The organism is Curtobacterium sp. L3-7 (assembly GCF_048756585.1).
In the GTDB taxonomy this organism is placed as follows: domain Bacteria; phylum Actinomycetota; class Actinomycetes; order Actinomycetales; family Microbacteriaceae; genus Curtobacterium.
The window spans coordinates 1,674,780-1,690,317 of the sequence record NZ_CP151474.1 but is presented as its reverse complement, the minus strand read 5'-3'; the positions used below and the strand labels follow the sequence as shown (position 1 = coordinate 1,690,317).

The 15,538-nt window shown below is 71.0% G+C and carries 11 protein-coding genes and 1 tRNA gene; 5 read left to right on the top strand and 7 right to left on the bottom strand.

What is annotated here, in order from left to right; translation table 11 throughout:
* Positions 1-96: 96 nt before the first annotated feature.
* Entirely contained in the window at positions 97-2,076 is a 1,980-nt protein-coding gene (locus AAEP80_RS08240; RefSeq protein WP_420366662.1) for a S1C family serine protease, read from the bottom strand.
* A 182-nt stretch (positions 2,077-2,258) separates the two neighbouring features.
* Between AAEP80_RS08240 and AAEP80_RS08235 the strand changes: the two genes are divergently transcribed.
* Positions 2,259-3,491, top strand: a complete 1,233-nt coding sequence (locus AAEP80_RS08235; RefSeq protein WP_420366661.1) for an aminotransferase class I/II-fold pyridoxal phosphate-dependent enzyme — start codon at positions 2,259-2,261, stop codon at positions 3,489-3,491.
* On the opposite strand, the gene AAEP80_RS08230 is transcribed toward AAEP80_RS08235, so the two are convergent.
* Positions 3,445-4,248 carry a carbon-nitrogen hydrolase family protein gene (locus tag AAEP80_RS08230; protein ID WP_420366660.1) on the bottom strand — a complete coding sequence of 268 codons (804 nt, stop codon included), beginning with the start codon at positions 4,246-4,248 and terminating at the stop codon, positions 3,445-3,447. The genes AAEP80_RS08235 and AAEP80_RS08230 overlap by 47 nt on opposite strands.
* A 99-nt stretch (positions 4,249-4,347) precedes the next feature.
* On the opposite strand from AAEP80_RS08230, the gene AAEP80_RS08225 reads away from it, so the two are divergent.
* The gene (locus tag AAEP80_RS08225; protein ID WP_420366659.1) at positions 4,348-4,584 is read left to right on the top strand and encodes an aldo/keto reductase; all 237 of its coding nucleotides are present in this window, start codon (positions 4,348-4,350) and stop codon (positions 4,582-4,584) included.
* 199 nt (positions 4,585-4,783) lie between these two features.
* On the opposite strand, the gene AAEP80_RS08220 is transcribed toward AAEP80_RS08225, so the two are convergent.
* The 3 genes from AAEP80_RS08220 to AAEP80_RS08210 all read right to left on the bottom strand — a co-directional run bounded on the left by AAEP80_RS08220 (position 4,784) and on the right by AAEP80_RS08210 (position 9,305).
* A tRNA-Met gene (locus AAEP80_RS08220) sits at positions 4,784-4,860 on the bottom strand.
* A 62-nt stretch (positions 4,861-4,922) separates the two neighbouring features.
* Complete coding sequence (locus AAEP80_RS08215; protein WP_402729112.1) at positions 4,923-7,967, bottom strand: UPF0182 family protein; 3,045 nt, start codon at positions 7,965-7,967, stop codon at positions 4,923-4,925.
* A gap of 228 nt (positions 7,968-8,195) precedes the next feature.
* The gene (locus AAEP80_RS08210) at positions 8,196-9,305 is read right to left on the bottom strand and encodes a PDZ domain-containing protein (protein ID WP_281267228.1); all 1,110 of its coding nucleotides are present in this window, start codon (positions 9,303-9,305) and stop codon (positions 8,196-8,198) included.
* A gap of 175 nt (positions 9,306-9,480) precedes the next feature.
* Between AAEP80_RS08210 and AAEP80_RS08205 the strand changes: the two genes are divergently transcribed.
* Both AAEP80_RS08205 and AAEP80_RS08200 read left to right on the top strand, forming a co-directional pair.
* Entirely contained in the window at positions 9,481-10,896 is a 1,416-nt protein-coding gene (locus AAEP80_RS08205; RefSeq protein ID WP_420366658.1) for a zinc-dependent metalloprotease, read from the top strand.
* Positions 10,897-10,939: 43 nt separating this feature from the next.
* A complete protein-coding gene (locus AAEP80_RS08200) occupies positions 10,940-11,797 on the top strand; it encodes a TOMM precursor leader peptide-binding protein (RefSeq protein WP_420366657.1) in 858 nt (285 codons plus the stop codon).
* Here AAEP80_RS08200 and AAEP80_RS08195 read toward each other — a convergent pair.
* The gene (locus AAEP80_RS08195) at positions 11,688-13,409 is read right to left on the bottom strand and encodes an ATP-dependent helicase (RefSeq protein ID WP_420366656.1); all 1,722 of its coding nucleotides are present in this window, start codon (positions 13,407-13,409) and stop codon (positions 11,688-11,690) included. The two genes, AAEP80_RS08200 and AAEP80_RS08195, sit on opposite strands and share 110 nt — an antisense overlap.
* A complete protein-coding gene (gene nudC / locus AAEP80_RS08190; protein ID WP_420366655.1) occupies positions 13,406-14,341 on the bottom strand; it encodes an NAD(+) diphosphatase in 936 nt (311 codons plus the stop codon). Before nudC ends, AAEP80_RS08195 begins: the two co-directional genes overlap by 4 nt.
* An 87-nt stretch (positions 14,342-14,428) precedes the next feature.
* On the opposite strand from nudC, the gene AAEP80_RS08185 reads away from it, so the two are divergent.
* The gene (locus AAEP80_RS08185) at positions 14,429-15,427 is read left to right on the top strand and encodes a phosphotransferase (RefSeq protein ID WP_420366654.1); all 999 of its coding nucleotides are present in this window, start codon (positions 14,429-14,431) and stop codon (positions 15,425-15,427) included.
* Positions 15,428-15,538: the final 111 nt, after the last annotated feature.

The window sequence follows — 15,538 nt, the reverse complement described above, 5'->3', positions numbered from 1 at the left end:
GCGCCCCGTGACGCGCGCCGAGCGGTGGCGGGACCACGGACGGACGGGAGGCGCGGTGCCAGCTGGCACCGCGCCTCCCGTCCGTCCGTCCCTGCGTCAGCTCTTGCTGTCGTAGGTCCCGAGCGTCACGTCCGCCGTGCGGGTCTCCCCGTTGCGGACGTAGGTGATCGTCGTCTTCGCGCCACCCGCGAAGTAGCGGACCTGCGCGGTCAGGTCGGTCGCGTCCGAGATGGTCGCGTCGCCGATCTTCGTGACGACGTCGCCCTTCTGCAGGCCGGCGGCTGCTGCGGCGCCACCGGACGTGACGGACTTGATCAGTCCGCCCATCTGGGTCGCCTTGGCGTCCTCGTTCGCGTCACCGACGGTCGCGCCGAGGAGCCCGTGGGTCGCCGATCCGTTGTCGATGATCTCGTTCGCGACGCGCTTCACGAGGTTCGACGGGATCGAGAACCCGACGCCGATGCTGCCGGACTGCGAGCTCGACGAGTCCGTGCTGCCCGCGCTGGCGATCGCGACGTTGATCCCGATGAGCTTGCCCTTCGAGTCGAGCAGTGCACCGCCGGAGTTCCCGGGGTTGATCGACGCGTCGGTCTGGATGACCGGGAGGGACACCGTGGTGCTCGCCCCGGAGCTCGATCCGTTGTCGCCGTTGCCCCAGAAGTCGAACGGGCCGCTGCCGTTGTTGCCCTGGCCCTCGTTGGAGTCGCCGCCGGCGTTCGGGTCGCTCGAGGTCACCTGGATGCTGCGGTTCAGCGTCGAGACGATGCCGTCCGTGACGGTGTTCGACAGGCCGAGCGGCGCACCGATCGCGACCGCGGTGTCGCCCACGTTGAGCTTCGACGAGTCAGCGAACGACATCGGCTTGAGGTCGCTCGCGTCGATCTTGATCACCGCGAGGTCGACCGTCGGGTCGGTGCCGATGAGCTTGCCGGGGTAGATCTTGCCGTCCGACGTCGTCACCTGGATGGTCCCGCTGGAGCTGTCGCCGTCGAGGGTCACCACGTGGGTGTTCGTGACGATGTAGCCGTCCTTGCTGAGGACGACGCCGGACCCGGTGCCGGCCTCGCTGGAGGACGACACGTTGATCGTCACGACGGAGGGCGTCGCCTGCGCGGCCACGGCGGTGACGACCGTCGCGGAGTTGTAGTCGTTGACGGTGAGGTTGCCGCCGCCGTTCGAGCTCGACGAGCTGGAGGTGGTGCTGCCGCCGTTCGACGTCGCTGCGACCCAGCCGCCACCGGCTGCACCGCCGACGAGCGCGCCGACGATGAGGCCGCCGACGACCGGCAGGACGAGCTTGGAACGGCCCGACTTCCGCTTCGTGGTGGTGTCGGTACCGGCCGCTGCTGCACCGCCGGCAGCGCCGCCGAAGTAGTAGCCGTTCGTGCGCTGCTCCGCGCCGTCGGTGTCACCGAAGGAGCTCGAGGTCGGCGCGGGGGCCGAGGCGTTCGCCGCCGGCTGGCCGTAGGCAGAGGTCGGCGCCTGGGCGGAGCCCTGCTGCGCGTACTCGCCGTACCGCGGCTGCTGGCCGTACTGACCTGCCTGGCCGTACTGGCTCGTCTGGCCGTACTGACCCGCCTGGCCGTACTGCGCCTCCTGGCCGTACTGGCTCGTCTGGCCGTACTGACCTGCCTGGCCGTACTGCGCCTCCTGGCCGTACTGGCCTGCCTGGCCGTACTGCGCCTGCTGGCCGTACGGGGCCTGCTGGCCGTACGCTGCCGTCGGCTGCTGGCCGGTCTCACCGTCCGATTGCCGGGACGCGGGCGCCGCGTACGCCGAGTGGTCCTGCCCGTAACCGCCCGACGTCTGCTGGGTGTCCTGGGCCGTCGGGTACGGCGCGGTGTACTGGCTCGTCGGGTGCTCCGAGGCGGGGAACTGCTCCGTCTCGCTCACCGTCGACGCCGGTTCGATCACGTCGGTGTGGTCCGCGTCGCGGTGCGCGCTGGTCTCTGCTTCGCTCGGCGTCGACGCTCCAGCGTCGCCCGCCTGCTGCGCGACGTCGTCGGCGCCGACCCCTGGGGTCGTGTCGTCCTGACGGTCGTCGTCGCCGTGCCCGTTGGGCGTGGTGTCGGTCATGCTGGACGTGCTCCTTTCAAGCTCGTGCAGTCTGTCGCACGCACCTGGGCGGTCATCCTGACAGGGCTGCGAGTGCCCTATGGCGATCTTATGCGTCAGCTGTGGGCAGGATCCCGGGGCTGTCCTCGGGGACGCACTAGGTTGGGGTCCGTTCAGCGGCACAGCGCGTCGAAGGGAACCCCATGCGGCACTCAGGACCATGGTTGCGAGCAGCGGAGGGCGCCATGCTCCTCGGCCCGGACGGCACACCGGCGCCGACGGTCTTCGCCGAGATGAGCGCCCTCGCCGCCAGCACCGGAGCGATCAACCTCGGGCAGGGGTTCCCGGACGAGGACGGTCCGGCCGAGGTGCTCGACGCCGCGGTCCGAGCGATCCGCGACGGCGTGAACCAGTACCCGCCGGGCCGCGGGACGCCGGACCTCCGGCAGGCGATCGCCGAGCACCAGCAGCGCTGGTACGGACTCGACGTTGACCCCGACCGAGCGGTCCTGGTCACCGCCGGGGCGACGGAGGCACTGGCCGCGACGCTCCTCGCCCTGGTCGAGCCCGGGGACGAGGTGATCACCTTCGAGCCGTTCTACGACGCGTACGGGGCGCTCATCGGGCTCGCCGGGGGCACGCACGTCACGGTCCCCCTGACCGCACCGGACTTCCTGCCGGACGAGGACACGCTCCGTGCCGCGTTCTCCGACCGGACCAGGGCAGTCCTGGTGAACACGCCGCACAACCCGACCGGACGGGTGCTCCCCACCGAGGTGCTGCAGACGATCGTCGAACTCGCCGAGCGGTACGACGCCGTCATCGTCACGGACGAGGTCTACGAGCACCTGACGTTCGACGTCCCGCACGTCCCGATCGCGACGCTCCCCGGCGCCCGGGACCGCACCGTGACGATCTCCAGCGCTGGGAAGACCTTCAGCACCACGGGTTGGAAGATCGGCTGGCTCACGGCTCCCCCGGCACTCGTCGACGCGATCACGTCGGTCAAGCAGTTCCTGACGTTCGTCAACGGTGCCCCGTTCCAACCCGCGGTCGCCGCCGGACTCCGTCTGCCGGACGCGGTCTTCGCCGGGATCACCGCTGACCTCTCGGCGAAGCACGGCGTGCTCGCATCCGGGCTCACGGCCGCCGGCTTCGACGTGATGCGCCCGGACGGCGGGTACTTCGTCATCGCGGACACCGCACCGCTCGGGTACGACGACGCGCGCGCGTTCTGCATGGAGCTCCCGGCACTCGCCGGGGTCGTGGGCGTCCCGGTGTCCGCGTTCGTGCGGCCCGATCGCTCGGCCGGCTACCGGTCGCTCGTGCGGTTCGCGTTCTGCAAGCGACGCAGCGTGCTCGAGGACGCGGCCGAACGGCTCGCGGGCCTCAGCGAGCCGTCACGTCGTACCGGCGCAACGCCAGCGAGGGGTTGACCCGCCGGACCTCGTCCGTGACGGCGGTGTCGACCGTCGCCACGAGCAGGCCGGGCATGGAGCCGAGCGCCGCCGTGGCGACACCGGCGGGATCGAGCACGACCGAGCCACCGATCCCGACCGGCGGAGCCTGTCCCACGCCGACGACCCACACCGTGTTCTCGATCGCGCGGGCGGTGAGCAGCGTGCGCCAGTGGTGTTCCTTGCCGGGACCGCGGACCCACTCCGCCGGCAGCAGGACGACGTCGACCGGGGCCACCGCCAGCCGCCGCGTCACCTCGGGGAACCGCAGGTCGTAACAGGTCTCCAGACCGATGCGCACGCCGGCGACCTCGAACACCGGCAACTGCGCGGGGTCACCGGGCTCGATCCGATCGGACTCCCGGGAGCCGAACGCGTCGTAGAGGTGGACCTTCCGGTAGGTCTGCAGCACCGCGCCGTCCGCGCCGATCGCGACGAGCGTGTTCCGGAACCGGTCGACCCGGTCCGAGCGCTCCGCGACCCCGACGACGACGGCCACGCCGGTCTCGCGGGCGATCTGCTGCAGGCCCTGTACGAACGGGCCGTCGAGCGGCTGCGCTGCGGCGACGAACCGGTCGTCGATCTCGGCGGTGAAGTACGAGGTGTACTCGGGCGTGACGAGCAGGTCGGCTCCACGGGCCGCGGCGTCGACCGCCGCCGCACGGACCGTCTCGAGGTTCGCCGTCGGGTCGTCGACCGGGGCGAACTGTGCTGCTGCGATCGTCAGGGTGGTCACGATGCCAGGCTAACCGGCTCCGGTCAGCGGACGTCGAGCACGTCGAACGACCGACGCAGGAGGCCGCTCACGTCCCGCTCGGGCCCGGTCGCCCATGCAGTGATCGCGACGTTCAAGCACCCCAGCGCCGCCTGCGCGATCGTGGGGATCTCACTGTCGCAGCTGGCCCTCGCGTGGATCCTCGCGCAGCGGGAGGACATCGTGCCGATCCCGGGATCGCGGAACCCCGGACGGGTCGCGGAGAACGTCGCAGCAGCCGAGATCACCTTCACGGAGGACGAGCTCGCCCGCATCGACGCGCTCGGTCACGGGGTGCGCGGCAAGCGCGCGGGCTGATCCGCGACCACTGACGGACGGGAGGCCCGGCCCCACGGCCGCCGCCGCGTCGCCGAGTCTCGGCCTGGGCGACATTGCTCGGGCTCCGGCGCCCGGATTCTGTCGCTCACGCCGAGACTCGCGCCAGCACTGGGCGCCAGGCACGCCGGGCACACGAAGAAGCCCCGGTCCGAAAGGACCGGGGCTTCTTGTGTCGCGTTGGTTGCGGGGGCAGGATTTGAACCTACGACCTCTGGGTTATGAGCCCAGCGAGCTACCGAACTGCTCCACCCCGCGGCACGTTGAACAGCCTACACGGCAACGGGCGGGGCACCAAATCGAGCGCCCCGCCCGTGTCGTCAGTTGCCGGAGCTGCTGCTCGCCTCGGCGTCGATGGCTGCCTGGATCGCCTCCTGCAGGCGCTTGTCCGCCTCCGCAGCGGCAACGAGGTCGTTGTCCGCGTAGGCCTGCTGGCGGTCCTGCAGTGCGGCGTTCGCGTCGTCGAGGGCCTGCTGCACGGCCGGGTTCGTCGACGTCGATCCACTGCCGCCCGTCGACCCGGATCCCGAGCTCGACCCCGAGTCCGAGGACCCGTTGTCCGAGCCGTTGTCCGACCCGCTCGACGAACCGGAGCCGCTCGCGGCGCCCTGGTCACCCGCGGCAGCGCCGGAGTCACCGCCGAAGAGCTGGTTGAGCGCCTCGTCGAGGGTGTCCTCGAACGCGATCTTGTCGCCGAAGGCCACCAGGACCTTCTGCAACAGCGGGTAGGAACCGCTCGACGTCGACTGCACGTACACCGGCTGGACGTAGAGGAATCCGCCGCCCACCGGGAGCGTCAGCAGGTTGCCCTGCTTCACGGTGCTGTTCCCGCGCTTCAGGATGTTCAGCTCCTGCGACACCGTGGTGTCCGAGTTGAAGAGGTTCTGCACCTGCAGCGGCCCCGGGATGTTGTCGGTCTTGGGGATCGTCAACAGCGTCAGCTTGCCGTACCCCGAGGCCCGTTTGCCCTTGCCGGCACCGCCCGCATCGGAGTCGACGGCGAGGTAGCCGGTCAGCACGTTCCGGGCGTTGGAGCCGGTCTGCTGCGGGATGTACGTCGTGTACAGCGAGTAGGCGGTCCCCTGCCCCGGCACCTTCATCGTGAGGTAGTACGGGTCCTGCAGATCCGCCCTGGTCGCCGTCGTCTGCGTCCCGAGGCCGGTCGTCGTGGTCGTCGTGCTCGTGTCACTGCTGGTGTCGCTGTCGCTCGACCCGGTCGTCGGGTCGGACGGGGTCGTCCAGGCGTCGTCACCCGAGTAGAACGAGTTCGCGTTGGTGACGTGGTAGGTCCCGAGGATCGAGCGCTGCACCTTGAACAGGTCGGTCGGGTACCGCACGTGGTCGAGGAGCTCGGCGCTCATGCTCGACACCGGCTTCATCGACGTCGGGAAGATCTTCTGCCAGGTCTTCAGCACCGGGTCCTTGGTGTCCCACGCGTACAGCGTGACCTTGCCCGTGTACGCGTCGACCGTGGCCTTCACCGAGTTCCGGATGTAGTTGACCTGATCGGTCCGGAAGGTCGACGACTCGGTGCCGGCGATGCTGTCGGACAGGCTCTGGCTCTGCGAGTACGGGTACGCGTCCGAGGTGGTGTAGCCGTCGACGATCCACTGCAGGCGGTGGTCGACGATCGCGGGGTAGGCGTCGGTGTCGGTCGTCAGGTACGGCGCGACCTTCTGGACGCGCTTGATCGGGTCACGGTCGTAGAGGATCTGCGAGTCCTTGTTGACCGCGTTCGACAGCAGGATCTGCTCCGACTGGAACTTCGCCGCGTAGACGAGCCGGTTGAAGAAGTTGCCGATGCTCGGCCCGCCGTTGCCCTGGTACGTGGTGGTCGCGTTGCCGCCGTTGTCGTCGGCGCTGTCCGAGCCGGACGGGTAGTCGAGCTCGACGTTCTTCGAGCCCTTCGGTGCGCCGACGATGGAGTACGGCGGCGAGGTCTCACCGAAGTACACGCGCTGCTGGTAGTCCCCCAGTGCCCCGGTGGACGGGATGCCCGACTCGAGGAACACCGGCTTGCCGTCGCTCGCGCGCTGGTTGCCGTACGCCGCGGTCACACCGAACCCGTGCGTGTACACGAACGTACGGTTGTACTGCGTGTTCGCCGCGCTGCTCAGTCCGTCGAGGTCGATGTCGCGGACCGCGATGACGGTGTCCTCGGTCTGGCCCTTGATGTTGTAGCGGTCGACGTCGAGCTCGTCCGGGAACTGGTAGTACTGCCGGGACTGCTGGAGCTGACTGAACGTGTCCGAGACGATCTTCGGGTCGATGAGCCGGATGTTCGTGGTCGTCTGCGCGTCCTCGGCGAGGGCACCGGTGGCCGTCTCGGTCGTGGCGTCGTAGTTCGACTCCTTGACCCCGGAGACGCCGTACGCGTCACGGGTGGCGTCGATGTTCCGCTGGATGTACGCCGACTCGAACGAGCGCTCGCTCGGTGCGACCTGCAGGCGCTGCACGATCCACGGGTAGATGCCGCCGATGACGATCGCCGACACGAGCAGCAGCCCGGTGCCGACGATCGAGATCCGCCAGCGGCCGATGATCGCCGTGACGATGAACAGGATCGCGACGATCGCCGCGATGCCCGCCATGATCTCGCGACCCGGGATCGTGGCGTTCACCTCGGTGTACTGCGCACCGGTGATGAGCGAGTTGTCCTTGGTCAGCGCCGCGTACTGGTCGAACCACAGGCTGAGGGCCTGCAGCGCGATGTAGACCGCGGCGGTGATCGCGAGCTGCACTCGGGCGGCCCGGGAGATGCGGACCTCTCGCCCGCCGAAACGCATCGCGCCGTACAGGTAGCTGGCGGCGAGCGCGGCCAGGCCGGCGATGAGCACGACGGCGGACGAGTACGCCACGACGGAGCGCCAGAACGGCAGCTCGAAGACGTAGAAGGCGATGTCCAGGCCGAACTGCGGGTCGGTCTTGCCGAACGGCGTCCGGTTGAAGTACTCGAGGACCATGCTCCAGCGCGGAGCGGTGGCGAGCCCGGCGAAGACGCCGAGGACCACCGGGATGCCGATCATCACGACACGGCGGAGCGGTTCGATGACCTGCTGGTACCGGTCGAGCTGCGAGCCGAGCTTCGCGTAGACCGGCCGGAACCGGAACGCGAGCAGGATGCTGACGTACACCGGCACGGCCATGCCGAGGAAGCCGGCGACGAACATCAGCCCGCCGGCGAGCCACCTGGTGGTCAGCACGTTCTGGAAGCCCAGCTGGGCGAACCATGCGTAGTCCGTGTACAGGCTCGCGAAGATGAAGAAGGCGATCACCAGTGCTGCGAGCACGATGATCGTGACCACGATCGGGACACGCGGCGAACGCCGTCCCGCGGTGGACGAGTTGGACGAGGTTGTCGTCACGTGATTGTGCTCCAGACGTGTCGGACCGGCAGGCCCGGCGCACCGGGCCGTCAGTGCACCGATCCTATGGGACGGGACCGACAGCGAACCTGTACCCGATCTCAGGAACCCCGATTTCAGGAAACCCGATCTCAGGAAGGCGCCACGAGCCTCCCGGCCCGGCCTGGAGGCACGGCAGACCCCGCCACGCGACGCGCGTTGCCGACGTGGCCGGGCTCATGGCCGCGGTCAGGACCCGCAGGTCGCCAGACCGGCCGTGCTCTTCCCGCTCGCGATGGTGTCGAGGTCGGTGACCGCCTGGTCCAGCGTCTTCACGGAGTAGACGTCGAGACCGTCGGGGACGTGTCCGACGACCTCGTCGCAGTTGTCCGCCGGGGCGAGGAAGACGGTCGCGCCCGCGTCCTTCGCGCCGTAGAGCTTCTGGCGGATGCCGCCGATCGGACCGACCTCGCCGTCGGCGGTGATCGTGCCGGTGCCGGCGACGTGCTTGCCGCCGTTGAGCTTGCCCGGCGTGATCTCGTCGATGATCCCGAGGGCGAACATCATGCCGGCCGACGGCCCGCCGACGTCCTGGAGTTTGATCGACACGTCGAACGGGAAGTCGTAGTGCTCGACCACACCGACACCGAGCAGCGCGGTGCCGCTCTCGTCGCGCGGGGTGACCGTCACGTCCTTCGACGCGCCGTCGCGGGTGATCGTGACCGTGGCGGGACTGGACGTCCCGTGCTTCGCCACCGCTTCCCGAAGGGTGGTCGCGTCGGCGTTCGTCGTGAGCGACGTGCCGTCGAACGCGGTGATGACGTCGCCCTTCCGGATCGTGCCGTCGGCGGCGGAGCCGTCCTGCACGGTGCCGACCTCGAGCGTCGTCGGGATCGCGAAGCCCTGCTGGATGAGCGCGGCCGCGACGGCGGACTGCTGCGAGTTCGACATGTCGGCGGCGTCCTGCTTGTTCACCTGCTCGGTCGTGGTCCCAGGGGGGTAGATCGCCGACGCGGGGACGACGGCCTGGGACTTCGTGAACAGGGCCCGGATGACGCTCGTCCAGGCGGGGCGCTGCGTGGCCGTGCCCTCGACGCTCACCGTGAGCATGTCGAGCGCGCCGGCGGTCGGGTACGTCTGGTGCCCGTCGACCTGGATGAGCTTGACGTCCTTCGCGTCCTTGCCGGTCCCCTGCCGCTGCGTCCCGATCGTGTTGAAGACCGGACCGGGCAGCTCGATGACGTACGGGCTCGGGAGCACGCTCGCGATGATCGCCAGCACGACGGCCCCGACGACGAATGCCCACCCGACGGTCCTGGTGCGGGAGCGGCGGCGGGGAGCGGGCGCGAAGAGGGTCAACGGGGTCCTTCCGGAGTGAGGTGCGCCGCGGCATCCGCCGGGCCGTTCGCCGCGGCGTCCGCTCGGCTGTTCGCCGTGGTTCTTGCTCGGCTGTTCGCCCTGGGCGCAGCCCGCGGAGCGATCCCACGGGTCCGTCCCAGGTCCGGCCCCACGAGCAGCGATTAGCGTAGTCGGCATGCCTGATGAACCGCAGCCGGGGCCGGACGACGACTTCCAGGAGATGCTCCGCAAGCTCCTGTCCGGGGAAGGCCAGATCGACCCGTCGCAGCTCGCCGGTGCGGCCGGTCTGCCGAACGACCCGGCCTTCGTCGCCAACCTGATGAGCCAGCTCCAGCGTGCGGCGCAGGACGGCGGGGACGGCATCGACTTCTCGGTCACGGCCGAACGCGCCACCGCGATCGCGAAGGACGGCCAGCACGGGGTCGACCCGGCGACGTCGCAGGCGAGCGACCAGGCCTTCCAGGTCGCCGCGCTCTGGCTCGACGAGGTGACGACCGTGGCCGAGCTGACCGCGACCCCGAGTCTCTACACCCGTGAGCAATGGGCGAAGGCGACCGCACCCGTGTGGACGCAGATCGCCGAGCCGGTCGCGGACAGCATCGCGACCGCGCTGACCGAGGCCATCGACCAGCGCGCCCCGGAAGAGCTCAAGGCCATGCTCGGCGACGTGTCGAAGGCGATGCGCGGCGTCGGCGGCGCACTGTTCGCGATCCAGCTCGGTCAGGTCGTCGGGCAGCTCTCGAAGGAGGTCGTGTCCGGCGGCGACGTCGGTGTGCCCCTGCTGGACGAGCAGGTCGCGGCCCTCCTCCCCCAGAACGTGGCCGAGTTCGCCGAGGGCCTCGACGTGCAGGAGGACGAGGTCCGCATCTACCTCGCCGTCCGCGAGCTCGCACACGCCAGGCTCTTCCGCTCCGCGCGGTGGCTCCGCCTGCACATCATCTCCTCGATCACGGAGTACGCCCGCGGCATCCACATCCCGTTCGACCGCGTCGAGGAACTCGCAGCGGACATCGACCCGACCGACCAGGAGCAGCTCCGCGACGCCCTGGCGTCCGGTGCGCTGATCCCGCCGCGCACCCCGGAGCAGGACGCGGCGCTTGCCCGCCTGGAGACGATGCTCGCGCTCGTCGAGGGCTGGGTCGACACGGTCACCGCGGCCGCCACGGCACGCCTCCCGCGTTCCGGCGCGATCGCGGAGACGGTCCGGCGTCGCCGCGCAGCCGGTGGTCCGGCCGAGTCCGCGTTCGCCACGCTGGTCGGCCTCGAGCTCCGTCCCCGTCGTCTCCGGGAAGCAGCCGCCATGTGGCAGCGGGTCACGGACGAGCTCGGCGCCGAGCAGCGGGACGCGCTCTGGGCGGCGTTCGACCTGGTCCCCGTGTCCGACGACATCGACTTCCCCGACGCACTCGTCGCCCGGCTCCGCAACCCCGGGCAGAGCGCCGCGGACGACGAGTTCGACCGGGCGCTCGAGGACCTGCTCAACGACACGACCGGCGACCGCCCGCACGAGGACGAGTCGGGCGGGATCGAGGACGACGACGAGGCTGGTGACGACGGGCCCAAGGGTCCGTCGGGTTCTCCACAGATCTGACGACGGCCCCCACCGGTCCCGGCACGTCCGGCACGGTGGGGCCATGGGCATCCGCATCGATCCGACCCTCGAGTTCGTCTGGCGCGACCCGACGACCGTCCAGCTCGGCGTCGATCCGCCACGCGCCGTGGTCGCCGTCCCCACCACGGCGGAAGAACGATTCCTGTGCACCCTCCGCCGCGAGACCGGGCGAGACGCCCTGTCCGGCGTCGCCGCGAGCGTCGGGTGCCGACCGGAGGTCGCTGCGCGGGTGCTCGGCGCGGCGTCACCCGCCGTGCTCGACATGCTCCCCGAACCGCTCGCCCGGGTCGAGGTGCACGGCGCCGCCGACCTCGCCGGGATCGTCGACGACTTCCTCACGGGTGACGGTGTGACCGTGGTCCGGACCGTCGCCCCGCGCGGCGGTCCGGTCGTGCTGCCGGATCCCGAACCGTCGATGGCCGTCGTCGTCGCCGAGCACGTGGTCGACCCGGCGCTGCGGTCGGCGTGGACCCGCCGTGGGACGCCGCACGTCCCCGTCGTGGTCGGTGACGGCCGCATCCGGATCGGACCGCTCGTGGTCCCCGGTACCGGACCGTGCCTGCAGTGCATCGAGTACGCCCACGTCGACGACGATCCCGCGTGGCCGGCGATCGCCGCGCAGGTCTGGGGCCGACCGGCCGCACCGCTCTCGCCCTACCGTGCCGGTGCGGTCGCGGCAGCGGTCACCCGCATGGTCCTCGAGCACCTGCCGGGGACAACGGTGCGTCCCGACGACGAGCAACTCGTCTTCGAGCGCGACGACCTGTCGGTCAGTCGGCGGCAGGTGCGGCCGCATCCCCGCTGCGCGTGTCGAGCGCTGCCAGGAACCGGCTCGGCGCCCGCGCACCGCCTCGGGTGGACCCCTGTCGTGACCACGTGACGGTGACGGTGCGGCGGGCACGGGTGAGTCCGACGTAGAAGAGCCGGCGTTCCTCGTCCACCTCGTCGTCGGTCGTCGCGTGCGAGATCGGCAGCAGCCCCTCGGCGACGCCGGCGATCACCACGTTCGGCCACTCGAGGCCCTTCGAGGAGTGCAGGGTCGCGAGTGTGACGGCGTCGAGCTCTGGCTCGTGGTGGGTCGCCGCGCGGTCGACCAGGTCCTGGGTGAACTGCTGCATGGTCGTGCCGCCCGGGGCGTCCTCGGCGAGGCCCATGATCGCCTGCAGCGCCTCCCACTGCTCGCGGACCGCTCCGGTGCCCTCCGGTGCGGTCGGTGTCCACCCGCTGACCTGCAGCACGAGCCCGACCCGGCGGGTGAGCTCGTCGTCGGTCTGCCGGATGGCCTCGCCGCGCATGTGGTGCACCGCGAGCTTGACCTCGGGACGGTCGAAGAAGCGCGTCCCGCCCTGCACCCGGTACGGGATCCCCGCGCGGCCGAGCGCCGCCTCGAGCGCGGCCGACTGTGCGCCGACGCGGAACAGCACGGCGCAGTCGCCGTACGTCGCGCCCCCGGCGACCAGGTCGGTGATCCGTCTGGCGATGGTCTGCGCCTCGTCGCCGTCGTGCACGCACGGCACGACCACCGGGTCCGGGCCGGGTTCCGTGGTCTGCGCGACCAGGTCGAGGGCACCCGGCTGGCCGCGCATCAGCGCGTTCGCGGCGTGCACGACCTCGCGCGTGGACCGGTAGTTCCGCTCGAGCCGCAGCACCGATCCCCGGGGGAACTCCGATCCGAACCCGAGCAGGTAGCGACTCGACGCCCCCGCGAACGAGTAGATGGTCTGGCTGGCGTCGCCGACGACGCACAGGTCCTGACGGTCGCCGAGCCATGCCCTGAGCAGGTCGTGCTGCACGGGCGAGACGTCCTGGTACTCGTCGACCACGAAGAACCGGTACTGCTGCCGGACGTAGCTCGCCACCCGGGGCTCGGTCTCGACCATGCCGAGCGTCGCCAGCAGGACGTCCTCGAAGTCGAGCTGCCGACGGTCGTCCTTCAGCCGCTCGTACGCGCGCATCAGGTCGATCACCCGCGCGGGGCTCGTCTCGCGGGGCATGACCCGTTCGGCGGCGGCTGCCTCGTACTCCTCGAGGGTGAGCCGCTGCACCTTCCGCCACTCGACCTCGGCGGCGAGGTCGCGGAGCACCGGCTTGTCGACGCTCATCCCGACGGTGTCCGCGGCGTGCGCGATCATCCGCGCCTTCGACTCCACGATCCGCGGCGCGTGACCACCGACGGTGTCCGGCCAGAAGTAGCTGAGCTGCGACATCGCCGCGGCGTGGAACGTGCGGGCCTGCACGGCGCCGGCGCCGAGCGCACGTAACCGGGAACGGAGTTCACCCGCCGCCCGGGTGGTGAAGGTCAGCGCGAGGACGTGCGCGGGCGAGTACGTGCCGGTCGCGACCCCGTAGGCGATGCGGTGCGTGATCGCACGGGTCTTGCCGGTGCCCGCGCCGGCGAGGACGGCGACGGGGCCGAGGAGCGTCGTCGCGACGGTGCGCTGTTCCGCGTCGAGCGCGGCGAGCAGCGCCTCCGGAGACGAGGCAGGGTTCACGGCAGGTCCAGCGGGCCGCCGTACCACTCCTCGATGATCGCCCGGGCGATCGACGTCCTGCCCGGGAGCAGGAGGGTGTCCCCGGCACGCTCACGGATCTCGTCGCGCGAGAACCACCGGACGTCGAGGATCTCGACCCCGTCCGGCCGTGCGGTGGAGGGGTCGCCGTCGACCGCCTTCGCCCGGAACCCGACCATCAGCGACGCGGGGAACGGCCACGGCTGCGACCCGAGGTACTCCGGCTCGTCGACCCGCACGCCGGACTCCTCCCAGACCTCGCGGCGGACGGCGTCCTCGAGCGACTCCCCCGGCTCGACGAACCCGGCGAGCAGCGAGTAGCGGTCCTGGTCCCATGCGGCGTTCGAGCCGAGCAGGATGCGGTCGTCACCGTCGGTGACGCCGACGATGATCGCGGCGTCGGTGCGCGGGAAGTGCTCGTGTCCCTCGGGGTCGCGGCGCACCCAGCCGCCGGTCACCACCTCGGTCGCCGAACCGGTCCGGGGCGAGAACCCGTGGACCGCGTGCCAGTTCGCCATCGCGACGGCCTCGACCGCGAGGCCCTGGTCGCGCGGCGAGAGCTCGGTGCCGAACATCCGCAGGCTCTCCCACGCGTCGGCGTCCGGCTCGATCCGTCGGGCGGCTTCGTCGTCGACCAGCGCGGCCGCGAAGCGCGTGCCGGACGGGGCGTCGTCAGCGTCCCGCACCGACCGCCCCAGGTAGATCACCGGCGCGTCGTCGGGCACGTCGGCCGCGCCCACGAAGCGCAGCGAGCCGGACGGCAGGCGCAGCATCGCACCGCCGTGGACCGGGAGGAAGCGGGTCTCCGGATCGTCCCGCAGGGACCGCTCGAGGTCGTCGGTGGTCCGGAACTCCGCGTCGCGGTCGAGTTCGTTGCGGGAGAGCGCAAGCCGGGCGGCGAACTCCACGGTCACGTGGGACTCCTCAGATCGGTGTCGTGTCGGGACCGGGTCAGCGTGGCGAACGTCGTTCGCGGCGCATGCGGACCTACCCTGAGGGGCATGGCGGGATCCCAGTTCACTCTAGCGGCGTTGGCGACGACGGCCGTTCCCGGACTCGTGGTCACGGGCACGCGCACCCTCGGTTCCATCGCGTCCGGGGACTACGAGTCGGCGGTCCTCCGGGACGCCGACGGGGCCGAGTCGGCCATCCGGCGACCCCGCAACCAGCGCGCGGAGGCACGGCAGTCGGCCGACCTCCTCGCGATCCGGGCGCTGAGCGCCGGGATCAGGTCGCGCCTCCCGTTCGCCGTTCCCGAGTACCGGGGTCAGGCGCCGATCGGGTCCACGCGTGCCATCGTGACCACCTACGTCCCGGGGGCACACCCCGCGCTCCGCGCACTCGCGGAGCGGCCGGAGCTGGCGACCAGCGTCGGCCGGTCCATCGCCGCCGTGCACGTGCTGCCGACGAGCTTCGTGACCGACGCCGGTCTGCCGTCCCTCACCCCGTTCGAGATCCTCCGTTCCGCGGTGTCCGTGATGGACCGTGCGGTCGCGACCAAGCTGGTCCCGGCCGCACTGCAGGAGCGGTGGGAGGGCGCTGCCCGCGACCAGCAGCTCTGGCAGTTCACGCCCACCGTCGTGCACGGCGCCTTCGGGGTCGACGCGATCCTCGTCGAGGGCGACGCCGTCTCCGGTGTCCTCGGCTGGGGCGAGCTCCGGCTCGGCGACCCGGCGAAGGACCTGGCGTGGGTGCTGGCCGGACGGCGCGAGGCGTTCGACACGGTCCTCAGCGCGTACGAGGCGAACGGCGGCGGCCGTGACCGGCAGCTCGCCCAGCGCGCCAGGGTGTACCACGAGCTCGAGACCGCGCAGTGGTTGCTCCACGGTGTCCAGGCGAAGAGCACCGAAGTGGTCGACGACGCGGTCGCGATGATGCACCGGCTGGTCGACGCGGTGCACGCGCCGACGTCGACACCGCTGCAGTCGGTCTCCCCGGAGACGATGGAGATCGGCGAGGTCGAGCAGCTGCTGTCGTCGACCGAGCGTCGGCACGGCTGACGCCGGTCGGGCCGCAGCTCTCACCCGGGGGGGCTCTGACCGGGAGGCTCTGACCGGGAGGCTCCGACCGGTCACAACACACCGCTCACGTTCGCCGAGCGGTCACGTTCC